This is a genomic window from Caballeronia sp. LZ008 (assembly GCF_031451435.1).
Lineage (GTDB): Bacteria > Pseudomonadota > Gammaproteobacteria > Burkholderiales > Burkholderiaceae > Caballeronia > Caballeronia zhejiangensis.
This window is the reverse complement of the sequence record NZ_JARUXK010000001.1, coordinates 2,256,165-2,280,737: the sequence shown is the minus strand read 5'-3', so window position 1 is coordinate 2,280,737 and position 24,573 is coordinate 2,256,165. Positions and strand designations below refer to the sequence as shown.

At 63.8% G+C, this 24,573-nt stretch carries 27 protein-coding genes; 12 read left to right on the top strand and 15 right to left on the bottom strand.

All coding sequences use genetic code 11. The annotated features are described in order from the left end of the window. Positions 1 to 53: 53 nt before the first annotated feature. Complete coding sequence (locus tag QCE49_RS10600) at positions 54 to 1,268, bottom strand: cyclopropane-fatty-acyl-phospholipid synthase family protein (protein WP_008342762.1); 1,215 nt, start codon at positions 1,266 to 1,268, stop codon at positions 54 to 56. Positions 1,269 to 1,369: 101 nt separating this feature from the next. After that, a complete protein-coding gene (pdxH, locus tag QCE49_RS10595; protein ID WP_250457449.1) occupies positions 1,370 to 2,011 on the bottom strand; it encodes a pyridoxamine 5'-phosphate oxidase in 642 nt (213 codons plus the stop codon). Positions 2,012 to 2,298: 287 nt separating this feature from the next. On the opposite strand from pdxH, the gene QCE49_RS10590 reads away from it, so the two are divergent. Next, positions 2,299 to 3,144, top strand: a complete 846-nt coding sequence (locus tag QCE49_RS10590) for a ThiF family adenylyltransferase (protein ID WP_250457450.1) — start codon at positions 2,299 to 2,301, stop codon at positions 3,142 to 3,144. A gap of 64 nt (positions 3,145 to 3,208) precedes the next feature. On the opposite strand, the gene trxA is transcribed toward QCE49_RS10590, so the two are convergent. Both trxA and QCE49_RS10580 read right to left on the bottom strand, forming a co-directional pair. Next, positions 3,209 to 4,057, bottom strand: coding sequence for a thioredoxin (gene trxA / locus QCE49_RS10585; protein ID WP_244807596.1), 849 nt, complete (start codon positions 4,055 to 4,057; stop codon positions 3,209 to 3,211). 66 nt (positions 4,058 to 4,123) lie between these two features. Then, the gene (locus QCE49_RS10580; protein ID WP_250457451.1) at positions 4,124 to 5,023 is read right to left on the bottom strand and encodes a pirin family protein; all 900 of its coding nucleotides are present in this window, start codon (positions 5,021 to 5,023) and stop codon (positions 4,124 to 4,126) included. 180 nt (positions 5,024 to 5,203) lie between these two features. Here QCE49_RS10580 and QCE49_RS10575 point away from each other — a divergent pair, with 180 nt between their 5' ends. Both QCE49_RS10575 and QCE49_RS10570 read left to right on the top strand, forming a co-directional pair. Continuing rightward, the gene (locus QCE49_RS10575; protein WP_250435132.1) at positions 5,204 to 5,470 is read left to right on the top strand and encodes a hypothetical protein; all 267 of its coding nucleotides are present in this window, start codon (positions 5,204 to 5,206) and stop codon (positions 5,468 to 5,470) included. Positions 5,471 to 5,634: 164 nt separating this feature from the next. Next, a complete protein-coding gene (locus QCE49_RS10570; RefSeq protein WP_250457452.1) occupies positions 5,635 to 6,513 on the top strand; it encodes an EamA family transporter in 879 nt (292 codons plus the stop codon). A 19-nt stretch (positions 6,514 to 6,532) separates the two neighbouring features. Here QCE49_RS10570 and QCE49_RS10565 read toward each other — a convergent pair whose 3' ends face one another. Both QCE49_RS10565 and tsaE read right to left on the bottom strand, forming a co-directional pair. Next, positions 6,533 to 8,035 (bottom strand): N-acetylmuramoyl-L-alanine amidase, encoded by a 1,503-nt coding sequence (locus QCE49_RS10565; protein ID WP_175980461.1) that lies wholly within the window; start codon positions 8,033 to 8,035, stop codon positions 6,533 to 6,535. Next, positions 8,017 to 8,589 (bottom strand): tRNA (adenosine(37)-N6)-threonylcarbamoyltransferase complex ATPase subunit type 1 TsaE, encoded by a 573-nt coding sequence (tsaE, locus tag QCE49_RS10560; RefSeq protein WP_250435130.1) that lies wholly within the window; start codon positions 8,587 to 8,589, stop codon positions 8,017 to 8,019. Before tsaE ends, QCE49_RS10565 begins: the two co-directional genes overlap by 19 nt. A gap of 18 nt (positions 8,590 to 8,607) precedes the next feature. Between tsaE and queG the strand changes: the two genes are divergently transcribed. The 5 genes from queG to plsY all read left to right on the top strand — a co-directional run bounded on the left by queG (position 8,608) and on the right by plsY (position 12,500). Continuing rightward, on the top strand, positions 8,608 to 9,849 hold the full coding sequence (queG, locus tag QCE49_RS10555) for a tRNA epoxyqueuosine(34) reductase QueG (RefSeq protein WP_250457453.1): 1,242 nt from the start codon (positions 8,608 to 8,610) through the stop codon (positions 9,847 to 9,849). Next, on the top strand, positions 9,846 to 10,322 hold the full coding sequence (locus tag QCE49_RS10550; RefSeq protein ID WP_034471573.1) for a methylated-DNA--[protein]-cysteine S-methyltransferase: 477 nt from the start codon (positions 9,846 to 9,848) through the stop codon (positions 10,320 to 10,322). The genes queG and QCE49_RS10550 overlap by 4 nt, the downstream gene beginning before the upstream one ends. After that, positions 10,319 to 11,248, top strand: a complete 930-nt coding sequence (gene xerD, locus QCE49_RS10545) for a site-specific tyrosine recombinase XerD (protein WP_250457454.1) — start codon at positions 10,319 to 10,321, stop codon at positions 11,246 to 11,248. Before QCE49_RS10550 ends, xerD begins: the two co-directional genes overlap by 4 nt. A 97-nt stretch (positions 11,249 to 11,345) precedes the next feature. Further along, positions 11,346 to 11,837 carry a Cys-tRNA(Pro) deacylase gene (gene ybaK, locus QCE49_RS10540; RefSeq protein WP_239295102.1) on the top strand — a complete coding sequence of 164 codons (492 nt, stop codon included), beginning with the start codon at positions 11,346 to 11,348 and terminating at the stop codon, positions 11,835 to 11,837. Positions 11,838 to 11,873: 36 nt separating this feature from the next. Then, positions 11,874 to 12,500 (top strand): glycerol-3-phosphate 1-O-acyltransferase PlsY, encoded by a 627-nt coding sequence (plsY, locus tag QCE49_RS10535; protein ID WP_008342743.1) that lies wholly within the window; start codon positions 11,874 to 11,876, stop codon positions 12,498 to 12,500. Between the two features lie 60 nt (positions 12,501 to 12,560). Here the strand turns inward: plsY and QCE49_RS10530 are convergent, their stop codons facing one another. Next, positions 12,561 to 13,046 carry a YajQ family cyclic di-GMP-binding protein gene (locus QCE49_RS10530; RefSeq protein ID WP_008342740.1) on the bottom strand — a complete coding sequence of 162 codons (486 nt, stop codon included), beginning with the start codon at positions 13,044 to 13,046 and terminating at the stop codon, positions 12,561 to 12,563. A 103-nt stretch (positions 13,047 to 13,149) separates the two neighbouring features. Between QCE49_RS10530 and murB the strand changes: the two genes are divergently transcribed. After that, positions 13,150 to 14,166, top strand: coding sequence for a UDP-N-acetylmuramate dehydrogenase (gene murB, locus QCE49_RS10525; protein ID WP_250435121.1), 1,017 nt, complete (start codon positions 13,150 to 13,152; stop codon positions 14,164 to 14,166). A gap of 55 nt (positions 14,167 to 14,221) precedes the next feature. Here the strand turns inward: murB and QCE49_RS10520 are convergent, their stop codons facing one another. Together QCE49_RS10520 and argF are read right to left on the bottom strand one after the other, a co-directional pair. After that, a complete protein-coding gene (locus QCE49_RS10520) occupies positions 14,222 to 15,451 on the bottom strand; it encodes an argininosuccinate synthase (protein WP_175980456.1) in 1,230 nt (409 codons plus the stop codon). 163 nt (positions 15,452 to 15,614) lie between these two features. After that, positions 15,615 to 16,544: an ornithine carbamoyltransferase gene (argF, locus tag QCE49_RS10515; protein WP_250457455.1), complete on the bottom strand. Its 930-nt coding sequence runs from the start codon at positions 16,542 to 16,544 to the stop codon at positions 15,615 to 15,617. A 517-nt stretch (positions 16,545 to 17,061) separates the two neighbouring features. On the opposite strand from argF, the gene QCE49_RS10510 reads away from it, so the two are divergent. Next, positions 17,062 to 17,400 carry a DUF3579 domain-containing protein gene (locus QCE49_RS10510; protein WP_008342735.1) on the top strand — a complete coding sequence of 113 codons (339 nt, stop codon included), beginning with the start codon at positions 17,062 to 17,064 and terminating at the stop codon, positions 17,398 to 17,400. A 163-nt stretch (positions 17,401 to 17,563) separates the two neighbouring features. Here QCE49_RS10510 and rpsT read toward each other — a convergent pair whose 3' ends face one another. Beyond that, the gene (gene rpsT, locus QCE49_RS10505) at positions 17,564 to 17,842 is read right to left on the bottom strand and encodes a 30S ribosomal protein S20 (protein ID WP_008342733.1); all 279 of its coding nucleotides are present in this window, start codon (positions 17,840 to 17,842) and stop codon (positions 17,564 to 17,566) included. 369 nt (positions 17,843 to 18,211) lie between these two features. Between rpsT and murJ the strand changes: the two genes are divergently transcribed. Then, positions 18,212 to 19,762, top strand: coding sequence for a murein biosynthesis integral membrane protein MurJ (gene murJ, locus QCE49_RS10500; RefSeq protein WP_249798771.1), 1,551 nt, complete (start codon positions 18,212 to 18,214; stop codon positions 19,760 to 19,762). After that, positions 19,762 to 20,604, top strand: a complete 843-nt coding sequence (locus tag QCE49_RS10495) for a SirB1 family protein (protein WP_008342728.1) — start codon at positions 19,762 to 19,764, stop codon at positions 20,602 to 20,604. Before murJ ends, QCE49_RS10495 begins: the two co-directional genes overlap by 1 nt. A gap of 27 nt (positions 20,605 to 20,631) precedes the next feature. Here the strand turns inward: QCE49_RS10495 and QCE49_RS10490 are convergent, their stop codons facing one another. From QCE49_RS10490 to lpxK, 5 genes are all read right to left on the bottom strand, one after another. After that, the gene (locus QCE49_RS10490) at positions 20,632 to 21,390 is read right to left on the bottom strand and encodes a 3-hydroxyacyl-CoA dehydrogenase (RefSeq protein WP_239295099.1); all 759 of its coding nucleotides are present in this window, start codon (positions 21,388 to 21,390) and stop codon (positions 20,632 to 20,634) included. Positions 21,391 to 21,588: 198 nt separating this feature from the next. Beyond that, a complete protein-coding gene (gene adk, locus QCE49_RS10485; RefSeq protein ID WP_008342724.1) occupies positions 21,589 to 22,254 on the bottom strand; it encodes an adenylate kinase in 666 nt (221 codons plus the stop codon). 296 nt (positions 22,255 to 22,550) lie between these two features. Continuing rightward, on the bottom strand, positions 22,551 to 23,342 hold the full coding sequence (kdsB, locus tag QCE49_RS10480; protein WP_250435114.1) for a 3-deoxy-manno-octulosonate cytidylyltransferase: 792 nt from the start codon (positions 23,340 to 23,342) through the stop codon (positions 22,551 to 22,553). Positions 23,343 to 23,352: 10 nt separating this feature from the next. Next, entirely contained in the window at positions 23,353 to 23,559 is a 207-nt protein-coding gene (locus QCE49_RS10475) for a Trm112 family protein (protein ID WP_008342720.1), read from the bottom strand. Continuing rightward, on the bottom strand, positions 23,540 to 24,556 hold the full coding sequence (lpxK, locus tag QCE49_RS10470; protein WP_250435112.1) for a tetraacyldisaccharide 4'-kinase: 1,017 nt from the start codon (positions 24,554 to 24,556) through the stop codon (positions 23,540 to 23,542). The genes QCE49_RS10475 and lpxK overlap by 20 nt, the downstream gene beginning before the upstream one ends. Positions 24,557 to 24,573: the final 17 nt, after the last annotated feature.

The following is a 24,573-nucleotide window of genomic DNA, read 5'->3' as shown; positions in this document are numbered from 1 at the left end:
AACAGGCGCGGCACCGGAAAGCGCTGCGCCTGCTTGAATCATCAGCACCTGTCTCAGAGCGCCTTCTCATAGATATACCGCCGCGACCACGGCAGCGTCGTCGCGCTGCGTCCCGCCTTGCGGCAGATCACCTGATAGATCGACACGTCGTCGTTCTCGAACGCATACGCACAGCCCGCGAGATACACGCGCCAGATGCGGAAATGCTCATCGTCGACGAGCTTCTTCGCTTGCTCCGCGTTGGCCTCGAACCGCTCGGCCCAGATGTCGAGCGTGCGCGCGTAATGCCGCCGCAGGCTTTCGACGTCGATCGCCTCCAGCCCGCCGCGCTGCATGCATTCTAGCGCGAGGCTGATGTGCGGCAGTTCGCCGTCCGGAAACACATACTTGTCGATGAACTCGCCGCCGCCGAGCGATGTCTCGCCGCTGTCGGCATCGGAAGACGTGATGCCGTGGTTCATCGCGACGCCGTCATCGACAAGCAGATCGCGAATCCTCGAGAAGTATTCCGGCAGATTCTTGCGTCCGACGTGCTCGAACATCCCGACGCTCGTGATCCGGTCGAACTGCCCCGGAATATCGCGATAGTCTTGAAGGCGAATTTCGATCCGGTCGGCGAGGCCCGCGGCTTTCACGCGCTCGGTCGCGAGCTTGAACTGATTCTCCGAAAGCGTGACGCCGACGCAATTCGCGCCGAACTTCTGCGCCGCGCGGATCACGAGCGCGCCCCAGCCGCAGCCGATATCGAGCAGGCGCTGGCCCGGCTGCAACTGGATCTTCGTGAGAATGTGGTCGATCTTCTTCAACTGCGCGGTGTCGATGTCTTCGTCGCCATTCTCGAAGTAGGCGCAGGAATACACCATGTTCTTGTCGAGCCAGAGCTGATAAAACTCGTTCGACACATCGTAGTGGTACTGAATGGCTTTCTTGTCCGACGTCTTCGAGTGATTGAAGTAGCGTCGCACGCGGGCGAGCTTGCTCGCGCTCGTCACCGTGCTTTTCGCGAGCGAGTAGCCGATGTTGATGATGTCGGACAGCTTGCCTTCGATGTCGATCTTGCCCTTCACGTAGGCTTCGCCGAGATTGTCGAGACTCGGTTCGAGCAGATAGGGCAGCGCGGTCGCGCTCTTTACGTGCAACGTCACCTGAGGCGCGGCGAACTGGCCGAAATCGTGCTGCTGGCCATCCCACAGCACGAGACGCGCGGGCAAATTGGCCCGCGCGCGCACTTCCTCAACCCACTGCGTCAGCTTCTTCTCCCAGAACATGCTTGTTTCTCCGCGCTAAAGAAAATCAAGGTGAAGGCTCGCGCCTTCATGTTCGTTGCCGTTGCGATCTCGGTTGCTGCCAATGCCCGCGTTTTATTGACTTACGGCGCGAGTCTCATGATTTGCCACGGATCGCCCGCGCCGTCCCGCGTGTACACGATGCGGTCGTGCAGGCGCGACGGGCGTCCCTGCCAGAATTCGACGGTGTCCGGCACGAGGCGATATCCGCCCCAGTGCGGCGGGCGCGGCGGCGCGTCGCCGTACTTCGCGATCATCTCGCGCTCGCGCGCTTCCAGCGCCTCGCGGCTTTCGAGCGGCTTACTCTGATCCGATGCCCACGCGCCGATGCGCGAGCCGAGCGGACGCGACGCGTAATACACATCGCTCTCCTCATCGCTCGTCTTTTCGACGCGGCCCTCGATGCGCACCTGACGCTCGAGCTCGATCCAGTGGAACAGCAGGCTCGCGGCCGGATTCGCGGCGAGTTCGCGGCCCTTGCGGCTATCGTAATTGGTAAAAAAAACAAATCCGCGTTCGTCGACGCCCTTGATGAGCACGATGCGCGCGGACGGACGGCCTTGGCCATCGACGGTCGCAAGCGTCATCGCATTCGGTTCGGGCAGCTTCGCATCGAGCGCCTGGGCGAACCAGGTTTGAAACTGGCTTATCGGATTCGGGTCGACGTCGGACACATCGAGCGCGCCGCGCGAATAGTTTTTGCGAAGGTCTGCGAGGGTCGTCATTTTTTATGCAAGCGCTACAGTCGCGTCAGTATAGCCAAGGTGAAACGATCTTGCCCTGATTACCCATGGCCCGCACCGCGTGCCGGGAGCGCGGCAGTCGCGGCTATCACGTTCATGGTTTCGATAAGGCAGAATACGCAATTCGACCGCATTTTGCATGATCGAACTACCACGTTCGCGAACTCGATAGCCGTCTGTAAGCGTTGCTTGACGCCGCACAACGTGCGGTGCTTTTCGGCAGCTTTTAGTTTGCTTTCAATGCATCCGATTTCATCCATCCGCACGACATGAACGCTTCATCCGAAACCACTGCGACGCCCAGCGTCCACGAACTCGCCGATCGCGACCGGCGCTTCGGCGGCATCGCGCGCCTCTACAGCGCGCCTGCGCTCGCCGCGTTCGAGCGGGCGCATGTCGCGGTGATCGGCATCGGCGGCGTGGGTTCGTGGGTTGCCGAGGCGCTTGCGCGCAGTGCTGTCGGCCGGCTTACGCTGATCGATCTCGATAACGTCGCCGAAAGCAATACGAATCGTCAGGTTCACGCGCTCGACGGCAACTACGGCAAGGCGAAAGTCACGGCGATGGCCGAGCGCATCAAACTGATCGATCCGGCGTGCGACGTGCGGCAGATCGAAGACTTCGTGGAGCCGGGCAATTTCGATGAAACGCTCGGCGGCGGTTTCGACTATGTGATCGACGCGATCGACAGCGTGCGTACGAAAACGGCGCTCATCGCGTGGTGCGTGGCGCGCAAGCAGGCGCTCATCACGGTCGGCGGCGCGGGCGGGCAGCTCGATCCGACGCGCATTCGCATCGACGATCTCGCGCTCACGATTCAGGATCCGCTGCTCTCGAAAGTGCGCGGCCAGTTGCGCAGGCTGCACGGTTTTCCGCGCGGACCGAAGGCGCGATTCAAGGTCAGCGCGGTGTATTCGGACGAGCCGCTGATCTATCCCGAAGCGCCCGCGTGCGACATCAGCGAAGGCGCCGAACATCTCGAAACCGGCGCGAATTACGCGGGGCCCGTCGGGCTGAATTGCGCGGGCTTCGGTTCGAGCGTGTGCGTGACGGCGAGCTTCGGCTTCGCGGCGGCCGCGCATGTCTTGCGGGAATTGGCGAAGCGCGCCGCGTGAAAGGAAAATGGCCAGCTTCGATAGCTGGCCATTTTTTCATCCAAAGCCGGCGATCGATCGACGATCAGTTGATCGCCGCGCTTAACTTGCGCCGCCACTGCGAAACGAGATCCGGCTGATTCGCGGCGAGTTCGAACACCGACAGCATCGTCTTGCGGCCGACGTCGTCCATGAAGGCGCGGTCGCGCACGACGATCGCAAGCAGATGTTCGAGCGCGCCAGCGTAATCGCGGCCCGCGATCAGCCGATTGGCCAGGGCGAAGCGCGCATCGAGATCGTCGGGGTTCGCGTTCACGGCGTCGATGAGCGCGTCGGCGGGCGGCAGATCGGCTGCTGCATCGGCGGCGTCGAGCTCGGTCTTCAACGCGTTGTAGCGCGCGTCGATGCCTTGCGTCGTCTTCGGCGACAACAGCTTGACCTCTTCCTTCGCTTCGTCGATGCGGCGTTCCGCGATCAGCCATTCGATCAGATCGAGACGCGCGTCCTCGTAACCCGGATCGAGCGCGAGCGCGGCCTTGATGGTGTCGATCGCGAGCTGGCGATCGCCCGCGGCCCACGCGCTCTGCGCGGCGCGGCGCTCGGCATCGGCGCCGGCGGGCACGAGACGGTCGATGAACTCGCGCAACTGGCCTTCCGGCAGCACGCCGATGAACTGATCGACCGGCCGTCCTTCCGCGAACGCAATGACGTGCGGAATGCTGCGCACCTGGAAATGCGCGGCGAGTTCCTGATTCTCGTCGACGTTCACCTTGACGAGATTCCAGGCGCCCGCCGCTTCGACTTCGAGCTTCTCGAGCATCGGGCCGAGCGTCTTGCACGGGCCGCACCAGGGCGCCCAGAAATCGACGAGCACGGGCGCGAGCATCGACGCGTTGATGACATCTTTCTCGAATGTGGCGAGGGTCGTATCCATGCGTTTTCTCCTAATGCTTTCGGTCGATCCCGATTACGTGGGGACGACACAGCCGGTTCTCAAGCGTCAGGCTTCGGGCGCGCGATTCTCGCGGCGCTGCGGCGGCAGCGGAATGAACTCGGTCTCGCCGGGCACGTGGCCCATGCGCTGCTCGCTCCAGGCGATCTTGGCCGCGTCGATCTTCTCGCGCGAACTCGACACGAAATTCCATTCGATGAAGCGCGGGCCGTCGAGCGGCGCGCCGCCGAGCAGCATCGTGACCGCGCCGTTCGCGCTCGTCAGCTTCGCGTCGGCGCCGGGCGCGAGCACGGCCATCTGCTGTTCGGGCAGCGGTTCGCCGTCGATCGACAAATCGCCGCTCACGAGATACACGCCGCGCTCCTCGTGCTCCGTATCGAGCGTGATCGCGCTGCCGGGCGTGAACTGCGCGGCGACATAAAGCGTCGGCGAAAACGTGCGCGTGGGCGCTTTCGCGCCGAACGCCGTGCCCGCGATGATGCGCAGCGTGACGCCGTCGCGCTCGATCTGCGGCAACGCCGCCGCTGCGTGATGCTCGAATGCCGGCTCGATGTCCTCGCTCGCGGCGGGCATCGCGACCCACGTCTGGATGCCGTGCATCGTCTGGCCGGATGCGCGTTCCTCGTCGGGCGTGCGCTCGGAATGGACGATGCCGCGGCCCGCGGTCATCCAGTTGACGTCGCCGGGAACGATCTTCTGCACGGAGCCGACGCTATCGCGATGCATGATCGCGCCGTCGAACAGATACGTGACCGTCGCGAGCCCGATATGCGGATGCGGACGCACGTCGAGGCCGTTTCCGGGCACGAGCGTTGCGGGACCGATATGGTCGAAAAAGATGAAGGGTCCGACGGTGCGCGCCGCGAGGGCGGGCAGCACGCGCCGCACCATGAGGCCGCCGACGTCATGTTGGTGTGGCTTCAGCAATGCGCGGATCGTCGAAGGCATGGCGGGTTCCGGAAGGAAGATCGCGCGCCGGAATGGCGCGTGGATCAGCCGATTCTACCGGCCGATGCCGCGCGGCGCAGGCGTTGCCGCCGAGACTTTCGTTTTTTTGGTGCCGCGTGGGTTCCAGGCACGCGGCTTCGCGCAACTTTCGCAACGTGACAATTTGGATAGGGAGTCGAAATGAGCAAGAACAAGCTTTTGATCGCCATCACCGCTGGCCTTTTCACCGCCACCGCCGCAACGAGCGCGTTCGCGCAGACCTCGTCGGGCAATTCGTCTGCGGCGATGGGCAACGACACCGCCGGCGCCACCACCGATAATTCGGCCGCGACCACGCCGAAGAAGCACAAGACGCACAAGCACACGACGAAATCGACGGCGACCAAGAAGACGCCGGCCGTCGAAACCGGCAACGATGCGGGCACGGAATCCGGCCAGACGAAGTAAGCGCCGTTTCGCATCACCGCAGCGAAAGCGCTCGCGCCTTTCACGAGGCGCGGGCGCTTTTTGCGTGCATCGTCATGCCGCGCAGGATTTGACAAGCCTGCCGCCGCGCCCTCGGCTACACTTTACGGCTCGCCAACGACGCACATGACACAAGGAAGAGGGCGATGTCGCCAAAGGATTTGCTGATCGCATCGGTGGTCATTCTCGCGTGGGGCGTGAATTTCGTCGTCATCAAGCTGGGACTGCACGGTGTTCCGCCGATGCTGCTCGGCGCGCTGCGCTTCGCGCTCGCCGCCGTGCCCGCGATCTTCGTCAAGCGCCCGCAGATACCGCTGCGCTGGCTCTTTGCCTACGGCCTCACCATTTCTCTCGGGCAGTTCGCGCTGCTTTTCTACGGCATGTACGTGGGCATGCCCGCCGGTCTCGCGTCGCTCGTGCTGCAGGCGCAAGCATTCTTCACGCTCATCTTCGCGTCGATGTTCCTCGGCGAGCGCATCCGCGCGGCGAACGTCGCCGGCCTGCTGATCGCGGCGGCGGGGCTTGCGCTCATCGGCATGCGCGGCGGTCACGCGATGACCGTCACCGGCTTTCTCTTCACGCTCGCCGCCGCCGCGATGTGGGCGCTCGGCAATATCGTGACGAAGCGCATGGGCAAGGTCGATCTGCTCTCGCTCGTGGTGTGGGGCAGCCTGATTCCGCCGCTGCCGTTCCTCGCGCTCTCGCTCATCTTCGAAGGCCCGGCGCGCATCGAATACAGTCTCGCGACGATTCCGCTCATCTCGATCTTCGCGATTCTCTATCTTTCGTTCATCGCGACGATCGTCGGCTATAGCTTGTGGGGAAAGTTGCTCGCGCGCTATCCGGCGGGAAGCGTCGCGCCGTTCTCGCTGCTCGTCCCGGTGATCGGGCTGGCGTCGGCGGCGCTGTTTCTCGGCGAGGGTTTGAATTCGGCGCAGGTGGCGGGCGCGGCGCTCGTGATGGCGGGACTCGTGGTGAACGTATTCGGCGCGCGGCTCGTTCAGCGCATTCTGCCGGCGCGCTGAACGAAACCCGGCCGGATTTTCACGTCATGCGGCTCTTCGCGAGCGGCGGATTCGCCGCGAAGTAGCGCTTGATGCCCTTCATGATCGCGTTGGCCATCTTGTCGCGATAGGCGTCGTCGTTCAGGCGCGTTTCCTCGTCCGGATTGCTGATGAACGCGGTCTCCACGAGAATCGACGGAATGTCCGGCGCCTTCAGCACGGCGAAACCCGCCTGTTCGACCGAACCTTTGTGCAGCTTGTTGATGCCGCCGATTTCGTTCAGCACGAAGCTGCCGTAGCGCATCGAATCGCGGATCTGCGCGGTCGTCGACATGTCGAAGAGCGCGCGGTTCACGCTCGCGTCCTGCGACTTCACGTTGATGCCGCCGACCTGATCCGACGAGTTTTCCTTGTTCGCCATCCAGCGCGCAGCCGCGCTCGACGCGCCATGCTCCGACAGCGCGAACACCGACGATCCACGCGCTTCGGGCGACGTGAAGGCATCGGCGTGAATCGACACGAAAAGATCGGCGGAGACGCGCTGCGCCTTTTGCACGCGCACGTTGAGCGGCACGAAGAAGTCGGCGTCGCGGGTCATCATCGCGCGCATGTTGGGCTGGGCGTCGATCTTCGCGCGCAGCTTCTTCGCGATGTCGAGCGCGATGTGCTTCTCGTACGTGCCCTGGCCGCCGATCGCGCCCGGATCTTCGCCGCCGTGACCGGGATCGATCGCGACGGTGAGCAGGCGCGTCGTGCCGGCGCCTTGCTTGGGCGTGGAGAACGCGTAGGCGTCGTTGTCGTCGTCCTTCTTCGCGATGACGGGCGGCGGCGCCGGCACGCGCGGCTTGACCGCCGGTTTCGGCGGCGTTTCGGCGGGCGTTTCGTTCTGCGCGTACTTTTGGAAGAACTCGTCGGTGGAATCGGGCGTCGTCGGTTTCTGCGCGGTCGCCGGCCCGGAAAGCGTCGCGGGCGGCGGCGCGGACGGATTCGGATTGGCGCGGTCGAGCGCTTCCTGCTTGCGCTCGGTCTGCGCGAGCAGTTCCATCAGCGGGTCGGGTGCGACGGCCGGATACAGATCGAACACGAGCCGATATTTGTAGCTGCCGATCGGCCCGAGCGTGAACACCTGCGGCTTCACCGATCCTTTCAGATCGAACACCATGCGCACGACATGCGGCTGATATTGCCCGATGCGCACCGCCTGAATCTGCGGATCGTTCGGCGTGATCTTCGAGACGAGATCGCGCAGCGCCTGATCGAGATCGATGCCGGAGAGATCGACCACGAGCCGGTCCGGCCCCTGCAATAGCTGATTGGCGTTCTGAAGCGGCTGGTCCGATTCGATCGTCACGCGGGTGTAGTCGCGCGCGGGCCACACGCGCACGCCGAGCACGCTGCTCGCATGCGCGAGCTTCGGTCCGACGAGCGCGAGCACGAGCGTCGAAGCGCCTGCGCGCAACACCTGACGGCGACGCCAGTTGTGCGGCGCTTGGGCAGCCGATTCGATCGAATGAAATGGCTTGATCAACATCTTTCGAGACATGACTTTCCTGTTTCGCTAAATGCCCGCGCGGTCAGCACGCGGCCTTCATCGTTCGACGTTCCTTCGTCCGGCAGAGACAGCGCAAACACGAGATCCGGCACGCCGAGCAGGCCACCCGCCTGTTGCGGCCATTCGACGAGGCACACCGCGCCCGCATCGAAATATTCGCGAAAGCCGGCATCGGCCCATTCGGCCGGATCGGCGAAGCGATAGAGATCGAAGTGATAAACGTCGAGCGGACCGCTTTCGGTGACGAGCGAATACGGCTCGACGAGCGTGTAAGTCGGGCTCTTCACGCGGCCGACGTGGCCGAGCGCGCGCAAGGTCGCGCGCACGAGCGTGGTCTTGCCCGCGCCGAGATCACCGATCAACTGGACTTGCAGACCGTGAAAACGTTCAGACGAAGCGTGCGATATGGACAGACGCGTAGCGTCGATGGCGCGCGCGAAGCGTTCTCCGAAAGCGAGCGTCGCGGCTTCGTCGCGCAGGTCGAAGCGGCGTTCGAGAAGCGCGGCGGATAAGTCTTGCGTCGTTCGTGCGGGGCTTTCGGGCATTGCTCGTAAAATGTCGTGATGAACCGATTGCCGGAACATTCCGTTGAAATCACGACAGCGTCCAGCGACGCCGCCGCTGAATCCGATTCAGAGTCTCGCGTCTTCGATCTCGATGAAAACGCGCTGGCAGAACTCGCGCAGCGCATCGAGACATGGGGGCGCGAGTTGGGGTTCGGTGCGGTCGGCATCAGCGATATCGACCTGACGGATGCCGAGAAGGGCCTGACTGATTGGCTCGAAGCAGGCTATCACGGCGAAATGGATTATATGGCCAAACATGGGATGAAACGCGCAAGACCGGCCGAGCTTGTGGCCGGCACGCGACGTGTCATCACCGCGCGCATGGCCTATCTTCCTGCGGAAACGCTCGCGAAAAAGGGCGATGAAAGTGTCGCGACAGCCGACGGTCAGAAGAACGACTGGCGCGCGATCGAATGGTCGCGGCTCGCGAAGCCGTCGCAGGCGATGGTCTCCATCTACGCACGCGGGCGCGATTATCACAAGGTCATGCGCAATCGCCTGCAGCAGCTGGCGGAGCGCATCGAGCGCGAGATCGGGCCGTTCGGGCATCGCGCGTTCACGGATTCAGCGCCGGTGCTCGAAGTCGCGCTCGCGCAGAAAGCGGGCGCCGGCTGGCGTGGCAAGCATACGTTGCTGCTCGATCGCGACGCCGGATCGCTGTTCTTTCTCGGCGAAATTTTCGTCGATGTCCCGTTGCCCGTCGATCCGCATCCCGAGCACGAAGGCGCGCATTGCGGGCAGTGCACGCGCTGCATCGGCGCGTGTCCGACGGGCGCGATCGTGGCGCCGTATCGAGTCGACGCGCGGCGCTGCATCTCGTATCTGACGATCGAACTGCACGGCAGCATTCCCGAGGAGATGCGTCCGCTGATCGGCAATCGCGTGTATGGATGCGACGATTGTCAGCTCGTCTGTCCGTGGAACAAGTTCGCGCAGGCCGCGCCGGTCGCGGATTTCGACGTGCGCCACGGACTCGATCGCGCGACGCTCGTCGAGCTGTTCGCATGGAGCGCGGCGGATTTCGACACGCGCATGCAGGGCAGCGCGATCCGGCGCATTGGGCATGAGCGCTGGCTGCGCAATATCGCGGTCGCGATGGGCAATGCGTTGCGCGATCCGTCGCTCGATGCGGAAGAACGCGAAGCGATCGCCGATGCATTGCGCGCGCGTGCGGACGATTCCTCGGCGTTGGTGCGCGAGCATGTGCTGTGGGCGCTCGATCAAGGGACAAGAACGTGAAGCCATTCGATGCCGTGATCGACGCGCCGTTCGGCAAGGTCGGCATTCGCGCCGATGCGCAATGCGTGCGCGAGATCGTCTATCTGCCGGACGATGTCGGCAGCATTGAGCCTGAAACGCCGCTCGCCAAGGAAGCCGCCGCGCAGATCCGCGCGTATTTTCAGACGCCTTCGATGCGCTTCGACCTGCCGCTCGCGCTTCGCGGCACCGCGTTTCAGCAGCGCGTATGGCGCGGCATCTCGGGCATCGCGGCGGGCCAAGTCTGGACCTATGGCCAGCTCGCGCGCGAGATCGGCAGCGTGCCGCGCGCGGTCGGGCAGGCGTGCGGCTCCAATCCGCTGCCGATCGTGATACCGTGCCACCGGGTAGTGGCCTCGGGCGGGATCGGCGGTTTCGCGCATCATCCCGGCGAAGGTTTTTATCGCAACGTGAAGCGCTGGCTGCTGGCGCATGAAGGTGTATCGATCGCATGACGAGCGCAACGACTGAAGCAATACAAGCACCGGGACTCGTCGCGAGTCAGGACGCGATCGATCTCTTTTGCGATGCGCTCTGGCTCGAACACGGCCTCGCCAAGAACTCGCTCGAAGCGTACCGGCGCGACCTCAAACTCTTCGCGGAATGGCTCGGCAAGACCCGCGGCGCGTCGATCGATGCCGCCGTCGAAGCCGACATGAACGGCTACATGGCCGCGCGCCGCGGCGACAAGGCGACGTCCGCGAACCGGCGTCTGTCGGTCTTTCGGCGCTATTACGCGTGGGCGTTGCGCGAGCATCGCGTGTCCGCCGATCCGACGCTCAAACTGCGCTCGGCCAAGCAGCCGCCGCGCTTTCCGTCGACGCTCAACGAGTCGCAAGTCGAAGCGCTGCTCGGCGCACCCGACATCGAGACGCCGCTCGGCTTGCGCGACCGCACGATGCTCGAACTGATGTATGCGAGCGGCCTGCGCGTGACCGAGCTCGTCACGCTGAAGACGGTCGAAGTCGGCCTGAACGAAGGCGTCGTGCGCGTGATGGGCAAAGGCTCGAAAGAACGCCTGATTCCGTTCGGCGAAACGGCGCACGACTGGCTCGAACGCTATCTGCACGATGCGCGTCAGGTGCTGCTCGGCGCGCGCTCCGCCGATGCGCTCTTCGTCACCGCGCGCGGCGAAGGCATGACGCGCCAGCAGTTCTGGAACATCATCAAGCGTCATGCGCTGAACGGCGGCGTGCACGCGCCGCTCTCGCCGCACACGCTGCGGCACGCGTTCGCGACGCATCTGCTCAATCACGGCGCGGACCTGCGCGTCGTGCAATTGCTGCTCGGCCACTCGGACATTTCCACGACGCAGATCTACACGCACGTCGCGCGCGAGCGGCTGCAGAAGCTGCATCGGGAGCATCATCCGCGCGGATAGCGTCATCTGCGAACGATCGTGCCACGGCCGCGTTGCGCTGCATACTCGGCCGAATGGCCGATGGTGAGCGCCACGGCGCGCCGCTACAATGCGTGGCATGTCGAAAGCCAAACACGTGTCCGAAACGCCCGCGACGCAATTCCTGCGTCGTCACAAGGTTGAATTCGGCGAGCATCCTTACGATTACGTCGAGCACGGCGGCACGGAGGAATCCGCGCGTCAGCTCGGCGTGGACGAACATATCGTCGTCAAGACGCTCGTCATGGAAGACGAGCACGCGAAGCCGCTGATCGTCCTCATGCACGGCGATCGCACGGTATCCACGAAGAATCTCGCGCGTCAGATTGGCGCGAAGCGCGTCGAACCCTGCAAGCCCGAAGTGGCGAACCGGCATTCGGGGTTTCTCGTGGGCGGCACGTCGCCGTTCGGCACGAAAAAAGCGATGCCGGTGTACGTCGAATCGAGCATTCTCGAACTCGATCGCATCTATCTGAACGGCGGGCGGCGAGGGTATCTCGTGAGCATCGATCCGAGCGTGCTGACCGAGTTGCTGGGCGCGAAACCCGTGCAGTGCGCGAGCGTCGATTAGAATGCGTTCCGCTCTCGCCATAACCGAAAAGACACCATGATTTTTCTGCTCGTCGCCGTCGCGTCCTATCTGATCGGATCGATTTCGTTTGCCGTCGTCGTGAGTCACGCGATGGGACTGGCCGATCCGCGCTCGTACGGCTCGGGCAATCCCGGCGCGACGAACGTGCTGCGCACCGGCAACAAGAAGGCTGCGATCCTGACGCTGATCGGCGATGCGTTCAAGGGCTGGCTGCCCGTGTGGATCGTCGCGCACTTCGGCGCGAGCTTCGGCTGGGATCAAACGGGCATCAACACGGCGACGGCGCTCGCGGCCATCGCCGTGTTCCTCGGGCATCTGTACCCGGTTTTCTTCAAGTTCCAGGGCGGCAAGGGCGTCGCGACGGCGGCGGGCGTGCTGCTCGCGATTCATCCGGCGCTCGGTATCGCGACGCTGCTCACGTGGCTCATCATCGCGTTCTTCTTCCGCTATTCGTCGCTCGCGGCGCTCGTCGCGGCCGTGTTCGCGCCGTTCTTTCAGGTGTTTCTGTTCGGGCCGAGCCGCATCTCGCTCGCCGTGCTGGCGATGAGCCTGCTGCTCATCTGGCGGCATCGCGCGAACATTTCGAAGCTGCTGGCGGGCAAGGAAAGTCGCATCGGCGAGAAAAAGAAGGTCGCCGAATAATGCAAAAAGCCGTTCCGGCGCAAACCGGAACGGCTTTTTCGTTTCTGAAGCAATCAGGAATCAGTCGCGGAAGTTGTTGAAGTCGAGCGGCGTGTCCGTGACTTCCTTCTTGAGCAGCGCGATGGCGCTTTGCAGGTCGTCACGCTTCGCGCCTTGCACGCGCACCGCGTCGCCCTGAATGCTCGCCTGAACCTTGATCTTGCTGTCCTTCACGATCTTGACGATCTTCTTCGCCAGATCGCCCGAGACGCCTTTTTTCACCGTGACGACTTGCTTCAATTTGTCGCCGCCGATTTTCTCCTGCTTGCCGTAGTCGAGGAAACGCACGTCGACGCCGCGCTTGGCCATCTTGTTCAGCAGAACGTCCTTCACCTGGCCGAGCTTGAAGTCGTCGTCGGCGTAGAGCGTGAGTTCGCGCTCCTTCTGCTCGACGCGTGAATCCGAACCCTTGAAGTCGAAGCGCGTCGAGATTTCCTTGTTCGATTGCTCGATCGCGTTCTTCACTTCGATCATGTTTGCTTCGCTGACGACGTCAAACGATGGCATCTGTCTTTCTCCTTCATTGAGGCGACGAGCGCGCCGGGCAGGCGTGGCTCGCGCAATCGCTATAATCACGGACCTGTCGTCATTCTACCGACGCGCTTCGTTCATGTCGCTCCAGCTCCTCTCCGATTTCTCTCTGCTCGCCCACAACACGTTCGGCTTCGACGCGCGCGCGCGTCACGCGATGCGTATCGATTCCGTCGATGCGGCCGCCGCGCTCGCCACCGATGCGCGCATCGCAAACATGCCGCAACTCGTGCTCGGCGGCGGCAGCAATATCGTGCTGACGCGCGATTTCGACGGCGTCGCGCTGATCGTCGGCATTCGCGGCAAACGCGTGATCGGCGAAGACGACGATGCGTGGCTCGTCGAAGCCGGCGCGGGCGAGAACTGGCACGATTTCGTCGCGTGGACGCTCGCGCAGGGCATGCCGGGGCTCGAAAACCTCGCGCTGATTCCCGGCACGGTCGGCGCGGCGCCGATTCAGAACATCGGCGCGTACGGGCTGGAAATGGGCGAGCGCTTCGAGCGGCTGACGGCGGTAGAACTCGCGACCGGCGCACGCGCGGAATTCGATCGCGCCGCGTGCGCCTTCGGTTATCGCGACAGCTTCTTCAAGCGGGCAGGGCGCGGGCGCTTCATGATTACGTCGGTCACGTTCCGGCTGCCGAAAGCGTGGACGCCGCGCGCGGATTACGCCGACGTCGCCCGCGCGCTCGACGGCGCCGCGACGCCGGATGCGCAAGCCATTTTCGATGCGGTCGTCGCCGTGCGCCGCGCCAAGCTGCCCGACTGGACCGCGCTCGGCAACGCGGGCAGCTTCTTCAAGAATCCGGTCGTGAGTGCGCAGGCGTTCGAGGCGCTCAAGCAGCGCGAACCGGGCGTCGTTTCGTACCCGCAAGCCGACGGGCAAGTGAAGCTCGCGGCGGGCTGGCTGATCGACCAGTGCGGATGGAAAGGGCGCGGCATCGGCGGCGCGGCGGTGCACGATCGTCAGGCGCTCGTGCTCGTGAATCGCGGCGGCGCGACGGGCGCGCAGGTGCTCGAACTCGCCGAAGCCATCAGGCGCGACGTGCTGGCACGTTTCAATGTCGAACTGGAGATGGAGCCGGTGCGCGTCTGAAAACGAAAAAACCCGCCGCGGCGGGTTTTTTCTCGAGCCTGATTCCAACGAAAGATCAGTCCCCGCGCTGACGGCGCGCGTTCTCCGCGATACGCATGCGCAGTGCGTTCAGCTTGATGAAGCCGCCGGCATCGGCCTGGTTGTAGGCGCCGCCGTCGTCATCGAACGTCGCGATGGTCTTGTCGAACAGCGTTTCCTTCGAATCGCGCGCGACGACCGACACGCTGCCCTTGTAGAGCTTCACGCGCACCCAGCCGTTGACCTTCTCCTGCGTGTGGTCGATCAGCACCTGCAGCGCGCGGCGCTCCGGGCTCCACCAGTAGCCGTTGTAGATCAGCGATGCGTAACGCGGCATCAGATCGTCCTTGAGGTGCGCCACTTCGCGGTCGAGGGTGATCGACTCGATACCCCGATGCGCCTTCAGCATGATCGTGCCGCCCGGCGTTTCATAGCAGCCGCGCGACTTCATGCCGACGTAACGGTTCTCGACCAGATCCAGACGGCCGATGCCATGCTTGCCGCCGAGACGGTTCAGCTCGGTCAGCATCTCGGCGGGCGACAGGCGCTTGCCGTTCAGCGCGACCGGATCGCCCTTCTCGAATTCGATATCGACATATTCCGCCTGATCCGGCGCCTCTTCCGGCGACACGGTCCAGCGCCACATTTCGGCTTCGGCCTCGGCCTTCGGGTCTTCCAGATGGCGGCCTTCGAACGAGATGTGCAGCAGGTTCGCGTCCATCGAGTAGGGCGCGCCGCCTTGCTTGTGCTTCATTTCGATCGGAATGCCGGCCTTTTCCGCATACGCGAGCAGCTTTTCGCGCGAGAGCAGGTCCCATTCGCGCCACGGCGCGATCACCTTGATGCCGGGTTCGAGCGAGTAGTAACCGAGCTCGAAGCGCACCTGATCGTTGCCCTTGCCGGTCGCGCCGTGCGAGACGGCCTGCGCGCCGGTCGCGCGCGCGATCTCGATCTGACGCTTCGCGATCAGCGGACGCGCGATCGACGTGCCGAGCAGATACTCGCCTTCGTAGATGGTGTTCGCGCGGAACATCGGGAACACGAAATCGCGGACGAACTCTTCACGCAGGTCTTCGATGAAGATGTTTTCCTGCTTGATGCCGAGCTGGAGCGCCTTCTTGCGCGCGGGCTCCAGCTCCTCGCCCTGACCGATGTCGGCGGTGAAGGTCACGACTTCGGCGTCGTAGTTGTCCTGCAACCATTTCAGGATGACGGAGGTGTCGAGACCGCCCGAATAGGCGAGCACGACTTTCTTGATATCGCTCATGGTGAACTCGTGTGCGGAAAAGCCGGTGCGGCGGTTGTGCGCCGCTTCGCGTCCGCCGGGCGCGCGACGGGCATGAAGTGCGCGGAAAAACTACTATTCTGACATTAAAAAGCCGCGCCTCCGCAAATTTGGGATGCGCGGCGAATCGGCAGCGCAGATTCGCTCAGTGATTCAGCTTGCCGAGCAGGAGATACTCCATCAGCGCCTTCTGCACGTGCAGACGGTTCTCCGCCTCGTCCCATACGACGCTTTGCGGACCGTCGATGACTTCCGCGCTCACTTCCTCGCCGCGATGCGCGGGCAGGCAGTGCATGAAGAGCGCATCGGGATGGGCGCGCGCCATCATCTCGGCATCGACGCAGTAGTCGGCGAACGCCTTCATGCGCGCTTCGTTCTCGGCTTCGTAGCCCATGCTGGTCCAGACGTCGGTCGTGACGAGATCGGCGCCGGCGCAGGCTTCGTTCGGATCGTCGAATTCTTGAAAAAACGGCTTGCTTTCCTCCGCAACCAGCGCGGGATCGAGCTTGTAGCCGAGCGGCGTGGAGAGGCGCAGTTTGAAGCCGAGAATCTGCGCCGCTTCGATCCACGTGTACAGCATGTTGTTGGCGTCCCCGACCCACGCGACGGTCTTGCCGGAAATCGGACCGCGATGCTCGTAGAACGTGAAGATGTCCGCGAGCACCTGACACGGGTGATATTCGTTGGTCAGCCCGTTGATGACCGGTACGCGCGAGCTTTCCGCGAAGCGCCGGATGATGTCCTGGCCGAACGTGCGGATCATGATGATGTCCACCATGCGCGAGATGACCTGCGCCGAATCCTCGATCGGCTCACCGCGGCCGAGTTGCGTATCACGCGTGTTCATGAACACCGCATGGCCGCCGAGCTGGAAAATGCCCGCTTCGAACGAAAGGCGCGTGCGCGTCGAGCTCTTCTCGAAGATCATCGCGAGCGTGCGATCGTGCAGCGGATGATAAGTCTCGTAGTTCTTGAACTTGCGCTTCAGGATGCACGCGCGTTCGAGCACGTACTCATAGTCGTCGAGGGAAAAATCCTTGAACTGAAGATAGTGGCGAATTTTCTTGGCGGTCATGAAACGCAAGCGGCGGCTTCGAACCGGCCGCCGCGCGTGAGCGTCGAGGCCGGACGGCGCCGCCGTCGGGAGTGGGTATCGCTTTTGAGCATAAAGGATTTTGCGATGTTTGACGAGGCTGGCCAAAAGGACGAGGATGCGCGCGCAGACCCGTCTCACGGCCTCGGGCTGTCCCTGATGGACGCATCCCATGTCTGTGTGCGCTGCGGAAAACAGGCCGCTGCGGTATAATCACGCTCGCTCGTTTCAACAGTTCTGCAACATTCAGCACCGTTTCACGCGCTTCTGCGGCGAAGGGTTCGCAAGAATCCGGTCGGCGTGACTTTGCGCGTTCCGATTTCGCGGTGGATTGCCCAGTGCTGTCGAGTCCGCCATTTCCTGTCGCGGGCGCGGACGATTCCGCCAGAATCGACCCGCGCAAGACCGCCCGGCGCTTTTCGCTAGCCGGCTCCTGCGGTTCCTGCGTCAGGCATGTGCGTTCCGGTGCGCGTCACCGGCCGTCAAAAGGTATTGCTACATGGCTGAATCATCCCCTACCGAGTACTTCATTCAAGGCATCACCAAGAGCGGGAGGAAATTTCGGCCGAGCGACTGGTCCGAGCGTCTCGCCGGCGTGATGTCGGGCTTCGGCCCAAAGGCGAAAGGGCCCAACGCCCGCCTGCAATATTCCATCTACGTGCGTCCGACGATGATCGGCGACATCAAGGTCGTGATTGTCGATTCCCGCCTGCGCGACATCGAACCGATGGCGTTCGACTTCGTTCTGAACTTCGCAAAAGACAATGATCTGGTCGTGACCGAGGCGTGCGAATTGCCGCCGCATCACGGCACGCAGACGCAGCAGCCTCAGTCCTGACCTCCGCGCGACGAAAGCCACAGACGAAAAGCGACAGACGCAAAAAAGCCCGCCGAAGCGGGCTTTTTCGTTACTGCGCAGCGGAAACAGGAAGCTGCTTCGGCGAACGCCCCGAACGCGAAACTCGCGAAACCGGAATGCGCCCGCCGGAAGCGAGCCGGAATTACTGGGCAGCGGGGGCTTGCAGGCCCTTGATGGCTGCAGCCAGGCGGCTCTTGTGACGAGCTGCCTTGTTCTTGTGGACGATCTTCTTGTCCGCGATGATGTCGAGCGTCTTGACCGACGTCTTGAACACTTCGGCGGCCTTGGCCTGATCGCCGGCTTCGATAGCCTTGCGAACTGCCTTGATGGCCGTGCGGAACTTCGAGCGCAGCGCCGAGTTGTGCGAGTTGGCTTTGGCGGCCTGACGGGCGCGCTTGCGAGCTTGTGCGGAATTTGCCATGACGGTTTCCCTTTTCCTGTTTCGCTGTTACTTGTCCGGAGCGCGCGGGGCCGGCGAAGGCCATGAAAGCCCTGACGCGGGCGATCGAGCGCGCTGCCTTTGATCTGAAATCCCGGGAACGATTGCCCGAGAACCTCTAAAACATCGCCGGCCGGGGCCGGAAAAGACGCGAAGCCGCAAAATCGGAGCGATTTTTGGAGCTTCGAAACCCGCGATTATAGCAAGGGAATATGAGACATGACAAGCGCGGCGTGGATCGCGCCGGCACTGGGCGGCTGCCTAGTCAAGGGTCAAACGAGCGGCATAGGCCGCCAGCATTGCCCCGAGTCTCGTGGGCGCGCCGCTCGCGGCCCGTATAATAAGCGCCCCATGAATCTATTCCGAGCCCTGCTGACGGTCAGCGGCTTCACGCTGCTGTCGCGCGTGACCGGCCTGATCCGCGAAACGCTGATCGCCCGAGCCTTCGGCGCCAGTATCTATACCGACGCGTTCTACGTCGCGTTCCGAATCCCCAACTTGCTGCGGCGTCTCTCCGCGGAAGGCGCGTTCGCGCAGGCGTTCGTGCCGATCCTCGCCGAGTTCAAGAACAGCAAGGGCCACGATCCGACCAAGGCGCTCGTCGACGCGATGTCGACGGTCCTCACCTGGTTCCTCGTCGTGCTGTCGCTTCTCGGCATGCTGGGCGCGAGCTGGGTCGTGTACGCGGTCGCGTCGGGGTTGTCGCACGAGGGCGCGGCGTACGGCCTCGCCGTCTCGATGACGCGCATCATGTTCCCGTACATCGTCCTCATTTCGATGACGACGCTCGCCTCGGGCGTGCTCAACACGTACAAGCAGTTTTCGCTGCCCGCGTTCGCGCCCGTGCTGCTGAACGTGTCGTTCATTGCCGCGGCGGTGTTCGTCGCGCCGCATCTGAAGATTCCGGTTTATGCGCTCGCGTATGCGGTGATCGTCGGCGGCGTGCTGCAATTGCTCGTGCAACTGCCCGGCCTGAAGAAGATCGACATGACGCCGCGCATCGGGCTGAACTTCCGCGCCGCGCTCGCGCATCCCGGCGTCAAGCGCGTGCTGCTGAAAATGGTCCCGGCGATGTTCGCAGTGTCGGTCGGGCAACTGAGCCTCATCATCAACACGAATATCGCGTCGAACATCGGGGCGGGCGCGGTGTCGTGGATCAACTACGCCGACCGGCTGATGGAATTCCCGACCGCGCTGCTCGGCGCGGCGCTCGGCACGATCCTGCTGCCGAGCCTCTCGAAAGCGCACGTCGACGCCAATCACGACGAATACTCCGCGCTGCTCGACTGGGGCCTGCGCATCACGTTCCTGCTGGCCGCGCCGAGCGCGATCGCGCTGTTTTTCTTCGCCGAGCCGCTCACCGCGACGCTCTTTCACTACGGCAAGTTCGACAATCATTCGGTCGTGATGGTCGGCCGCGCGCTGTCGGCATACGGGATCGGGCTGATCGGCCTCATCCTCATCAAGATTCTCGCGCCGGGCTTCTACGCGAAGCAGGACATCAAGACGCCGGTGAAGATCGCGATCTTCGTGCTCGTCATGACGCAGGTGAGCAACTACATCTTCGTGCCGATTTTTTCTCACGCGGGCCTGACGCTCTCGATCGGCCTCGGCGCGCTCGCCAACGCGCTGCTGCTGTTCGCGGGGCTGCGCCGCCGCAAGATCTATGAGCCTTCGGCGGGCTGGCTGCGCTTTTTCGTGCAACTGATCGGCGCGTGCCTGATTCTTGCGGGGACGATGCATTGGGTGGCGATCAATTTCGACTGGATCGGCATGCGCGCGACGCCGGTCCTGCGCATCGCGCTTCTCGGTGCAAGTCTCGTCGTGTTTGCCGCGTTATATTTCGGTATTCTTGCCGCAATGGGCTTCAAGTACGCCTATTTCAAGAGACGCACGCTTTGATGACGACAACGCGTATCCTCGACTACTTCTCCTCGCTGATGGCGGACGACGACAGCCTTCCGCTCACGGAAGCCGCCTTGTCGCTCGCGCAGGACGCGTATCCCGATCTCGACATGCAGGCCGCGCTCGCGGAGATCGACGAACTCGTCGTGCGCGCCCGTCGCCGCATGCCCGATGACGCCGACGCGAAGCAGAAAGTCGATGCGCTGAATCGCTACTTTTTCCGCGAGCTGGGCTTCTCCAGCAATCTCAACGATTACTACGATCCGGATAACAGCCATCTGAATGTGGTGCTGCGTCGCCGGCGCGGCATTCCGATCTCGCTTGCCGTCATCTATCTGGAAATGGCCGAGCAACTCGGCCTGCCGGTGCGCGGCGTATCGTTTCCGGGGCATTTCCTTTTGCGTGTCGCGACGCCGGGCCACGATCTGATGCTCGATCCGACGACTGGCCAGACGCTCTCCGAAGCGCAGATGGTCGAGATGCTGGAGCCGTATGTGCAGCGTGTGGGCGAGTCGATCGGCAGCGCGTTGCGCGTGCTGTTGCAACCCGCGACGCGGCGCGAGATCGTCGCGCGCATGCTGCGCAATCTGAAGGGTATCTATCTGCAAACGGAGCGGTGGCAGCGTCTGCTCGCCGTTCAGCAGCGGCTGGTGATCGCGTTGCCGAACAGCATCGAGGAAGTGCGCGATCGCGGTTTCGCGTATGCGCGGCTCGATTATCTGCGACCGGCGCTGGAAGATTTGCAGCGATACATCGAGATTCGTCCGGATGCCGAGGACGCGACCGTCGTCGAAACCGAGCTGCACGAGTTGCGGCAGCGCACGCAGCAAGGCGACTGAACCAAGCCGCGCGCGCCGTGCAGAGCGTTACTTAGGCTGCATGCGGATCGCGCCGTCGAGGCGGATCACTTCGCCGTTGAGCATCGGGTTATCGAAAATCGACTTGACGAGCAGAGCGTACTCGTCGGGCTTGCCGAGGCGCGGCGGGAACGGCACCATCGCGCCGAGCGCGTCCTGCACGTCCTTCGGCATGCCGAGCAGCATCGGCGTTTCGAAGAGGCCCGGCGCGATCGTCATCACACGGATGCCGCTCTTGCTCAGATCGCGCGCGATCGGCAGCGTCATGCCCGCGACGCCGCTCTTCGATGCCGCATAGGCCGCCTGGCCGATCTGCCCGTCATAAGCCGCCACCGACGCCGTGTTCACGATCACGCCACGTTCGCCCGCCGCGTTCGCTTCGTTCTTCGACATCGCGTGCGCCGCGAGCCGGATCATGTTGAACGTGCCGATGAGATTCACCGACACCACCTTCGAGAAGAGATCGAGCGCGTGCGGACCGTCGCGGCCGACCGTCTTCGCCGCCGGCGCGATGCCCGCGCAGTTCACGAGGCCGCGCAATGTGCCGAGACTCAACGCGGCATCGACGGCGCGTTGGCCATCGCTTTCCTGGCTCACGTCGCATTTGACGAACGCGCCCGACAGCTCTTTCGCGAGCGCTTCGCCTGCCGCGTCGTTCATGTCGGCGAGCACGACCTTGCCGCCTTGCGCCGCGATGAGCCGCGCGGTCGCCGCGCCGAGGCCCGACGCACCGCCCGTGATCAGAAAGGTGTTGCCTTGCATCTCCATGTCTCTTCTCCTTTTGTGCGATTCGTGCGCGCGAGAGCAGGGTTGAGCCGCTCGCGCCGATGTCATTCCTTTTGGGAAACGCGTCGATTGTAGCGAAGCCGCATGCTGCAAATTCGCACGACGGTCATGCGATTTCACGGACACAAAAAACCCGCTCACAGGGAGCGGGTTTTCGTCGAACGCGAATCAGGCAGCGCGTTACTTGAGCGCGTCGAACACGCGCGTGCGGATTTCATCGACGGCGCCGAGGCCCGAAATCTTGCGATATTCCGGCGCCTTCAGGCCGTTCGGCGCTGCGCCGCTCTTCGCCCAGTCGTTGTAATACGCGATCAGCGGCTTGGTCTGCGCGACGTACACGTCGAGACGCTTCTTCACGGTCTCTTCCTTGTCGTCGTCGCGCTGGATCAACGGCTCGCCGGTGACGTCGTCGGTCATGTCGACCTTCGGCGGATTGAACTTGACGTGATACGTGCGGCCCGATGCCGCATGCACGCGACGACCGCTCATGCGCGTGATGATTTCGTCGAAGGGCACATCGATTTCGAGCACGTAGTCGATCGCCACGCCGGCGTCTTTCATGGCTTCGGCTTGCGGCAGCGTGCGGGGGAAGCCGTCGAAGAGATAGCCGTTCTTGCAGTCGTCGGCCTGCAGGCGTTCCTTCACGAGATTGATGATGAGCGAATCCGGCACCAGCTCGCCCGCATCCATGAAGCGCTTCGCCTCGACGCCGAGCGGCGAGCCTGCCTTGACGGCCGCGCGCAGCATGTCGCCGGTCGAAATCTGCGGAATGCCGAATTTCTCCTTGATGAAGTTTGCCTGGGTGCCCTTGCCCGCACCGGGTGCGCCCAACAGGATCAAACGCATGGTGATCTCTCCGAATCGTCTATAAACCGCTTCAAGCCGCGAGGCTGATTTGACATCCGGTGGCCAGGCTCGTGCGGCGTCGACGACAGGGCGCGCAGCCGAAAAGGAGACGGCGGGCACCTGCGGACAGCGGCGCAACGTTGAGCGTGGCGCTGACCGGAAGGCTCGCGCAATCGCTTGATTATGCCACGCCGCTTTACGATTGCGACCGTAATAACGCGGATAGAAAACGCCAGAAACCCCGCCGAATGGGCCATCCGGCGGGGTTTACACGGGTTGTCGAACAGAGATAGAGATCAGTCCGCTTCCGGGAAGAGCGCCTGAACGCGCGCGAGATCGGCGGGCGTGTCGACGCCGGGCGGCGGTGCGTCTTGCGTCACGCGCACCGCGATGCGCTCGCCGTGCCACAGCGCGCGCAGTTGTTCGAGCGCTTCGGCTTCTTCGATCGGCGCTTGCGCGAGGTTCGGGAAGTCGCGCAGGAATTTCGCGCGATAGGCGTAGAGGCCGATATGCCGCAGCACGTTCTTCGGCACGGACGGCAGTGCCCCAAGCGCGGCGACGTCCGGCCAGTGCGGTTGCCAGAGATCGCGCGTCCACGGAATCGGCGCGCGCGAGAAGTAGAGCGCGCGGCTCTGCGCATCGAGCACGGCCTTCACGACGTTCGGATTGAACACGTCGGCGGGATCGTGAATCGGATGCGCGGCCGTCGCGATCGCGCATTCGGGATGCGCCGCGAGGTGATCGGCGACATCGCGCACGAGCTGCGGATCGATGAGCGGCTCGTCGCCCTGAACGTTGACGACGATGGCTTCGTCGGCCCAATTCAGACGCGTCGCGACCTCGGCGAGCCGATCCGTGCCTGTGGGATGATCCGAGCGCGTCAACATGACTTCGACGCCGTGATCGCGCGCGGCCTCGACCACGCGGTCGGAGTCGGTCGCGACGAGCACTTGGGAAGCGCCCGATTCGCGCGCGCGCTCGGCGACGCGCACGACCATCGGCTTGCCGCCGATATCGGCGAGCGGCTTGTTCGGCAGCCGCGTGGAAGCGAGGCGCGCGGGAATGACCGCGATGAACGGAACGGACATTTCAGCGTGCTCAGGCGTCGCCGACGGGTTTGAGCGGCTCGACGGGCGTGCCCTCGACGGTCTGACGCGCTTCGTCGACGAGCATCACGGGAATGCCGTCGCGGATCGGATAGGCGAGTTTGTCCGCGCTGCAGACGAGTTCCTGCGCGGCGCGATCGTAACTGAGCGGGCCTTTGCAAATCGGGCAAACGAGGATTTCAAGCAGACGTGCGTCCACGGAGTTTCTCCACAACAAGAGCGATGAGGCGCGGCCGCAGCACGGCTTGCACCGGAACGACCCAGATGCGTGCATCGCGCCAGGCGCCCAATTTTACTGCATCCTTTTCGGTGATCAGGATGGCATCGGCGTCGACGCCGGCGAACGGATTCTCGCGATACGCGTAGTGATCGGGAAACGCGCGCGTCGCCGGCGCGATGCCCGCCGCGCGCAGCGTCGCGAAGAAGCGTTCCGGCGAGCCGATGCCCGCCGCCGCGACCACTTTCTCGCCGGCGAACTGATTGAGCGGGCGGCGCTGATGCGGATCGTCGAGCAGCCACGCGTCGCCGGATTCGAGTTCGAGCGCGAACGTGTTCGGCCACGGCGGCAGCGTGCGCTCGTAGGGACTGTTGATGAGCGTCGCGTCGCGGCGGCGCGACATCGGCTCGCGCAACGGACCCGCGGGGAGCAGAAAGCCGTTGCCGCCGAGACGGTCGTCGAACACGACGAGCTCGAACGCGCGCGCGAGGCGATAGTGCTGCAGGCCGTCGTCGGAAACGAGGACATCGACGTTCGGATGCGCTTCGAGCAGCGCCTTCGCCGCCGCGACGCGGTCCGGGCAGACGAACACCGGCGCGTGCGTGCGCCGCGCGATCAACAGCGGTTCGTCGCCGACCTGCTCGGCGGCGGAGCTTGCCGTGACGCTCGTCGGCTTGGCGATCTTCGCGCCGTAACCGCGCGAGATCACGCCGGGCTGGAATCCGGCGGCGCGCAACGCCTCGACGAGCGCGATGACGGTCGGCGTCTTGCCCGTTCCGCCGACGGTCACGTTGCCCACGACGACCACCGGCGCGCCCACTTCGACGCGCTTCATCCAGCCGAGGTCGTAGAAGGCGCGCCGCGTGGCAGCGATCGCGCCGAAGATGCACGCGAAAGGCGTCAGCGCCCACGCGACGGGGCCGCGCCGGCGCCATTCGCGGGCGAGGAAGTTTTCGAGCGGCGGTTTGAAATCAGACATGGACCGCCTTCGCGATG

Coding starts and splice junctions, on each gene's coding strand:
- QCE49_RS10600 (WP_008342762.1), bottom strand. CDS start 1,268: ATGTTCTGGGAGAAGAAGCTGACGCAGTGGGTTGAGGAAGTGCGCGCG.
- pdxH (WP_250457449.1), bottom strand. CDS start 2,011: ATGACGACCCTCGCAGACCTTCGCAAAAACTATTCGCGCGGCGCGCTC.
- QCE49_RS10590 (WP_250457450.1), top strand. CDS start 2,299: ATGAACGCTTCATCCGAAACCACTGCGACGCCCAGCGTCCACGAACTC.
- trxA (WP_244807596.1), bottom strand. CDS start 4,057: ATGGATACGACCCTCGCCACATTCGAGAAAGATGTCATCAACGCGTCG.
- QCE49_RS10580 (WP_250457451.1), bottom strand. CDS start 5,023: ATGCCTTCGACGATCCGCGCATTGCTGAAGCCACACCAACATGACGTC.
- QCE49_RS10575 (WP_250435132.1), top strand. CDS start 5,204: ATGAGCAAGAACAAGCTTTTGATCGCCATCACCGCTGGCCTTTTCACC.
- QCE49_RS10570 (WP_250457452.1), top strand. CDS start 5,635: ATGTCGCCAAAGGATTTGCTGATCGCATCGGTGGTCATTCTCGCGTGG.
- QCE49_RS10565 (WP_175980461.1), bottom strand. CDS start 8,035: ATGTCTCGAAAGATGTTGATCAAGCCATTTCATTCGATCGAATCGGCT.
- tsaE (WP_250435130.1), bottom strand. CDS start 8,589: ATGCCCGAAAGCCCCGCACGAACGACGCAAGACTTATCCGCCGCGCTT.
- queG (WP_250457453.1), top strand. CDS start 8,608: ATGAACCGATTGCCGGAACATTCCGTTGAAATCACGACAGCGTCCAGC.
- xerD (WP_250457454.1), top strand. CDS start 10,319: ATGACGAGCGCAACGACTGAAGCAATACAAGCACCGGGACTCGTCGCG.
- ybaK (WP_239295102.1), top strand. CDS start 11,346: ATGTCGAAAGCCAAACACGTGTCCGAAACGCCCGCGACGCAATTCCTG.
- plsY (WP_008342743.1), top strand. CDS start 11,874: ATGATTTTTCTGCTCGTCGCCGTCGCGTCCTATCTGATCGGATCGATT.
- QCE49_RS10530 (WP_008342740.1), bottom strand. CDS start 13,046: ATGCCATCGTTTGACGTCGTCAGCGAAGCAAACATGATCGAAGTGAAG.
- murB (WP_250435121.1), top strand. CDS start 13,150: ATGTCGCTCCAGCTCCTCTCCGATTTCTCTCTGCTCGCCCACAACACG.
- QCE49_RS10520 (WP_175980456.1), bottom strand. CDS start 15,451: ATGAGCGATATCAAGAAAGTCGTGCTCGCCTATTCGGGCGGTCTCGAC.
- argF (WP_250457455.1), bottom strand. CDS start 16,544: ATGACCGCCAAGAAAATTCGCCACTATCTTCAGTTCAAGGATTTTTCC.
- QCE49_RS10510 (WP_008342735.1), top strand. CDS start 17,062: ATGGCTGAATCATCCCCTACCGAGTACTTCATTCAAGGCATCACCAAG.
- rpsT (WP_008342733.1), bottom strand. CDS start 17,842: ATGGCAAATTCCGCACAAGCTCGCAAGCGCGCCCGTCAGGCCGCCAAA.
- murJ (WP_249798771.1), top strand. CDS start 18,212: ATGAATCTATTCCGAGCCCTGCTGACGGTCAGCGGCTTCACGCTGCTG.
- QCE49_RS10495 (WP_008342728.1), top strand. CDS start 19,762: ATGACGACAACGCGTATCCTCGACTACTTCTCCTCGCTGATGGCGGAC.
- QCE49_RS10490 (WP_239295099.1), bottom strand. CDS start 21,390: ATGGAGATGCAAGGCAACACCTTTCTGATCACGGGCGGTGCGTCGGGC.
- adk (WP_008342724.1), bottom strand. CDS start 22,254: ATGCGTTTGATCCTGTTGGGCGCACCCGGTGCGGGCAAGGGCACCCAG.
- kdsB (WP_250435114.1), bottom strand. CDS start 23,342: ATGTCCGTTCCGTTCATCGCGGTCATTCCCGCGCGCCTCGCTTCCACG.
- lpxK (WP_250435112.1), bottom strand. CDS start 24,556: ATGTCTGATTTCAAACCGCCGCTCGAAAACTTCCTCGCCCGCGAATGG.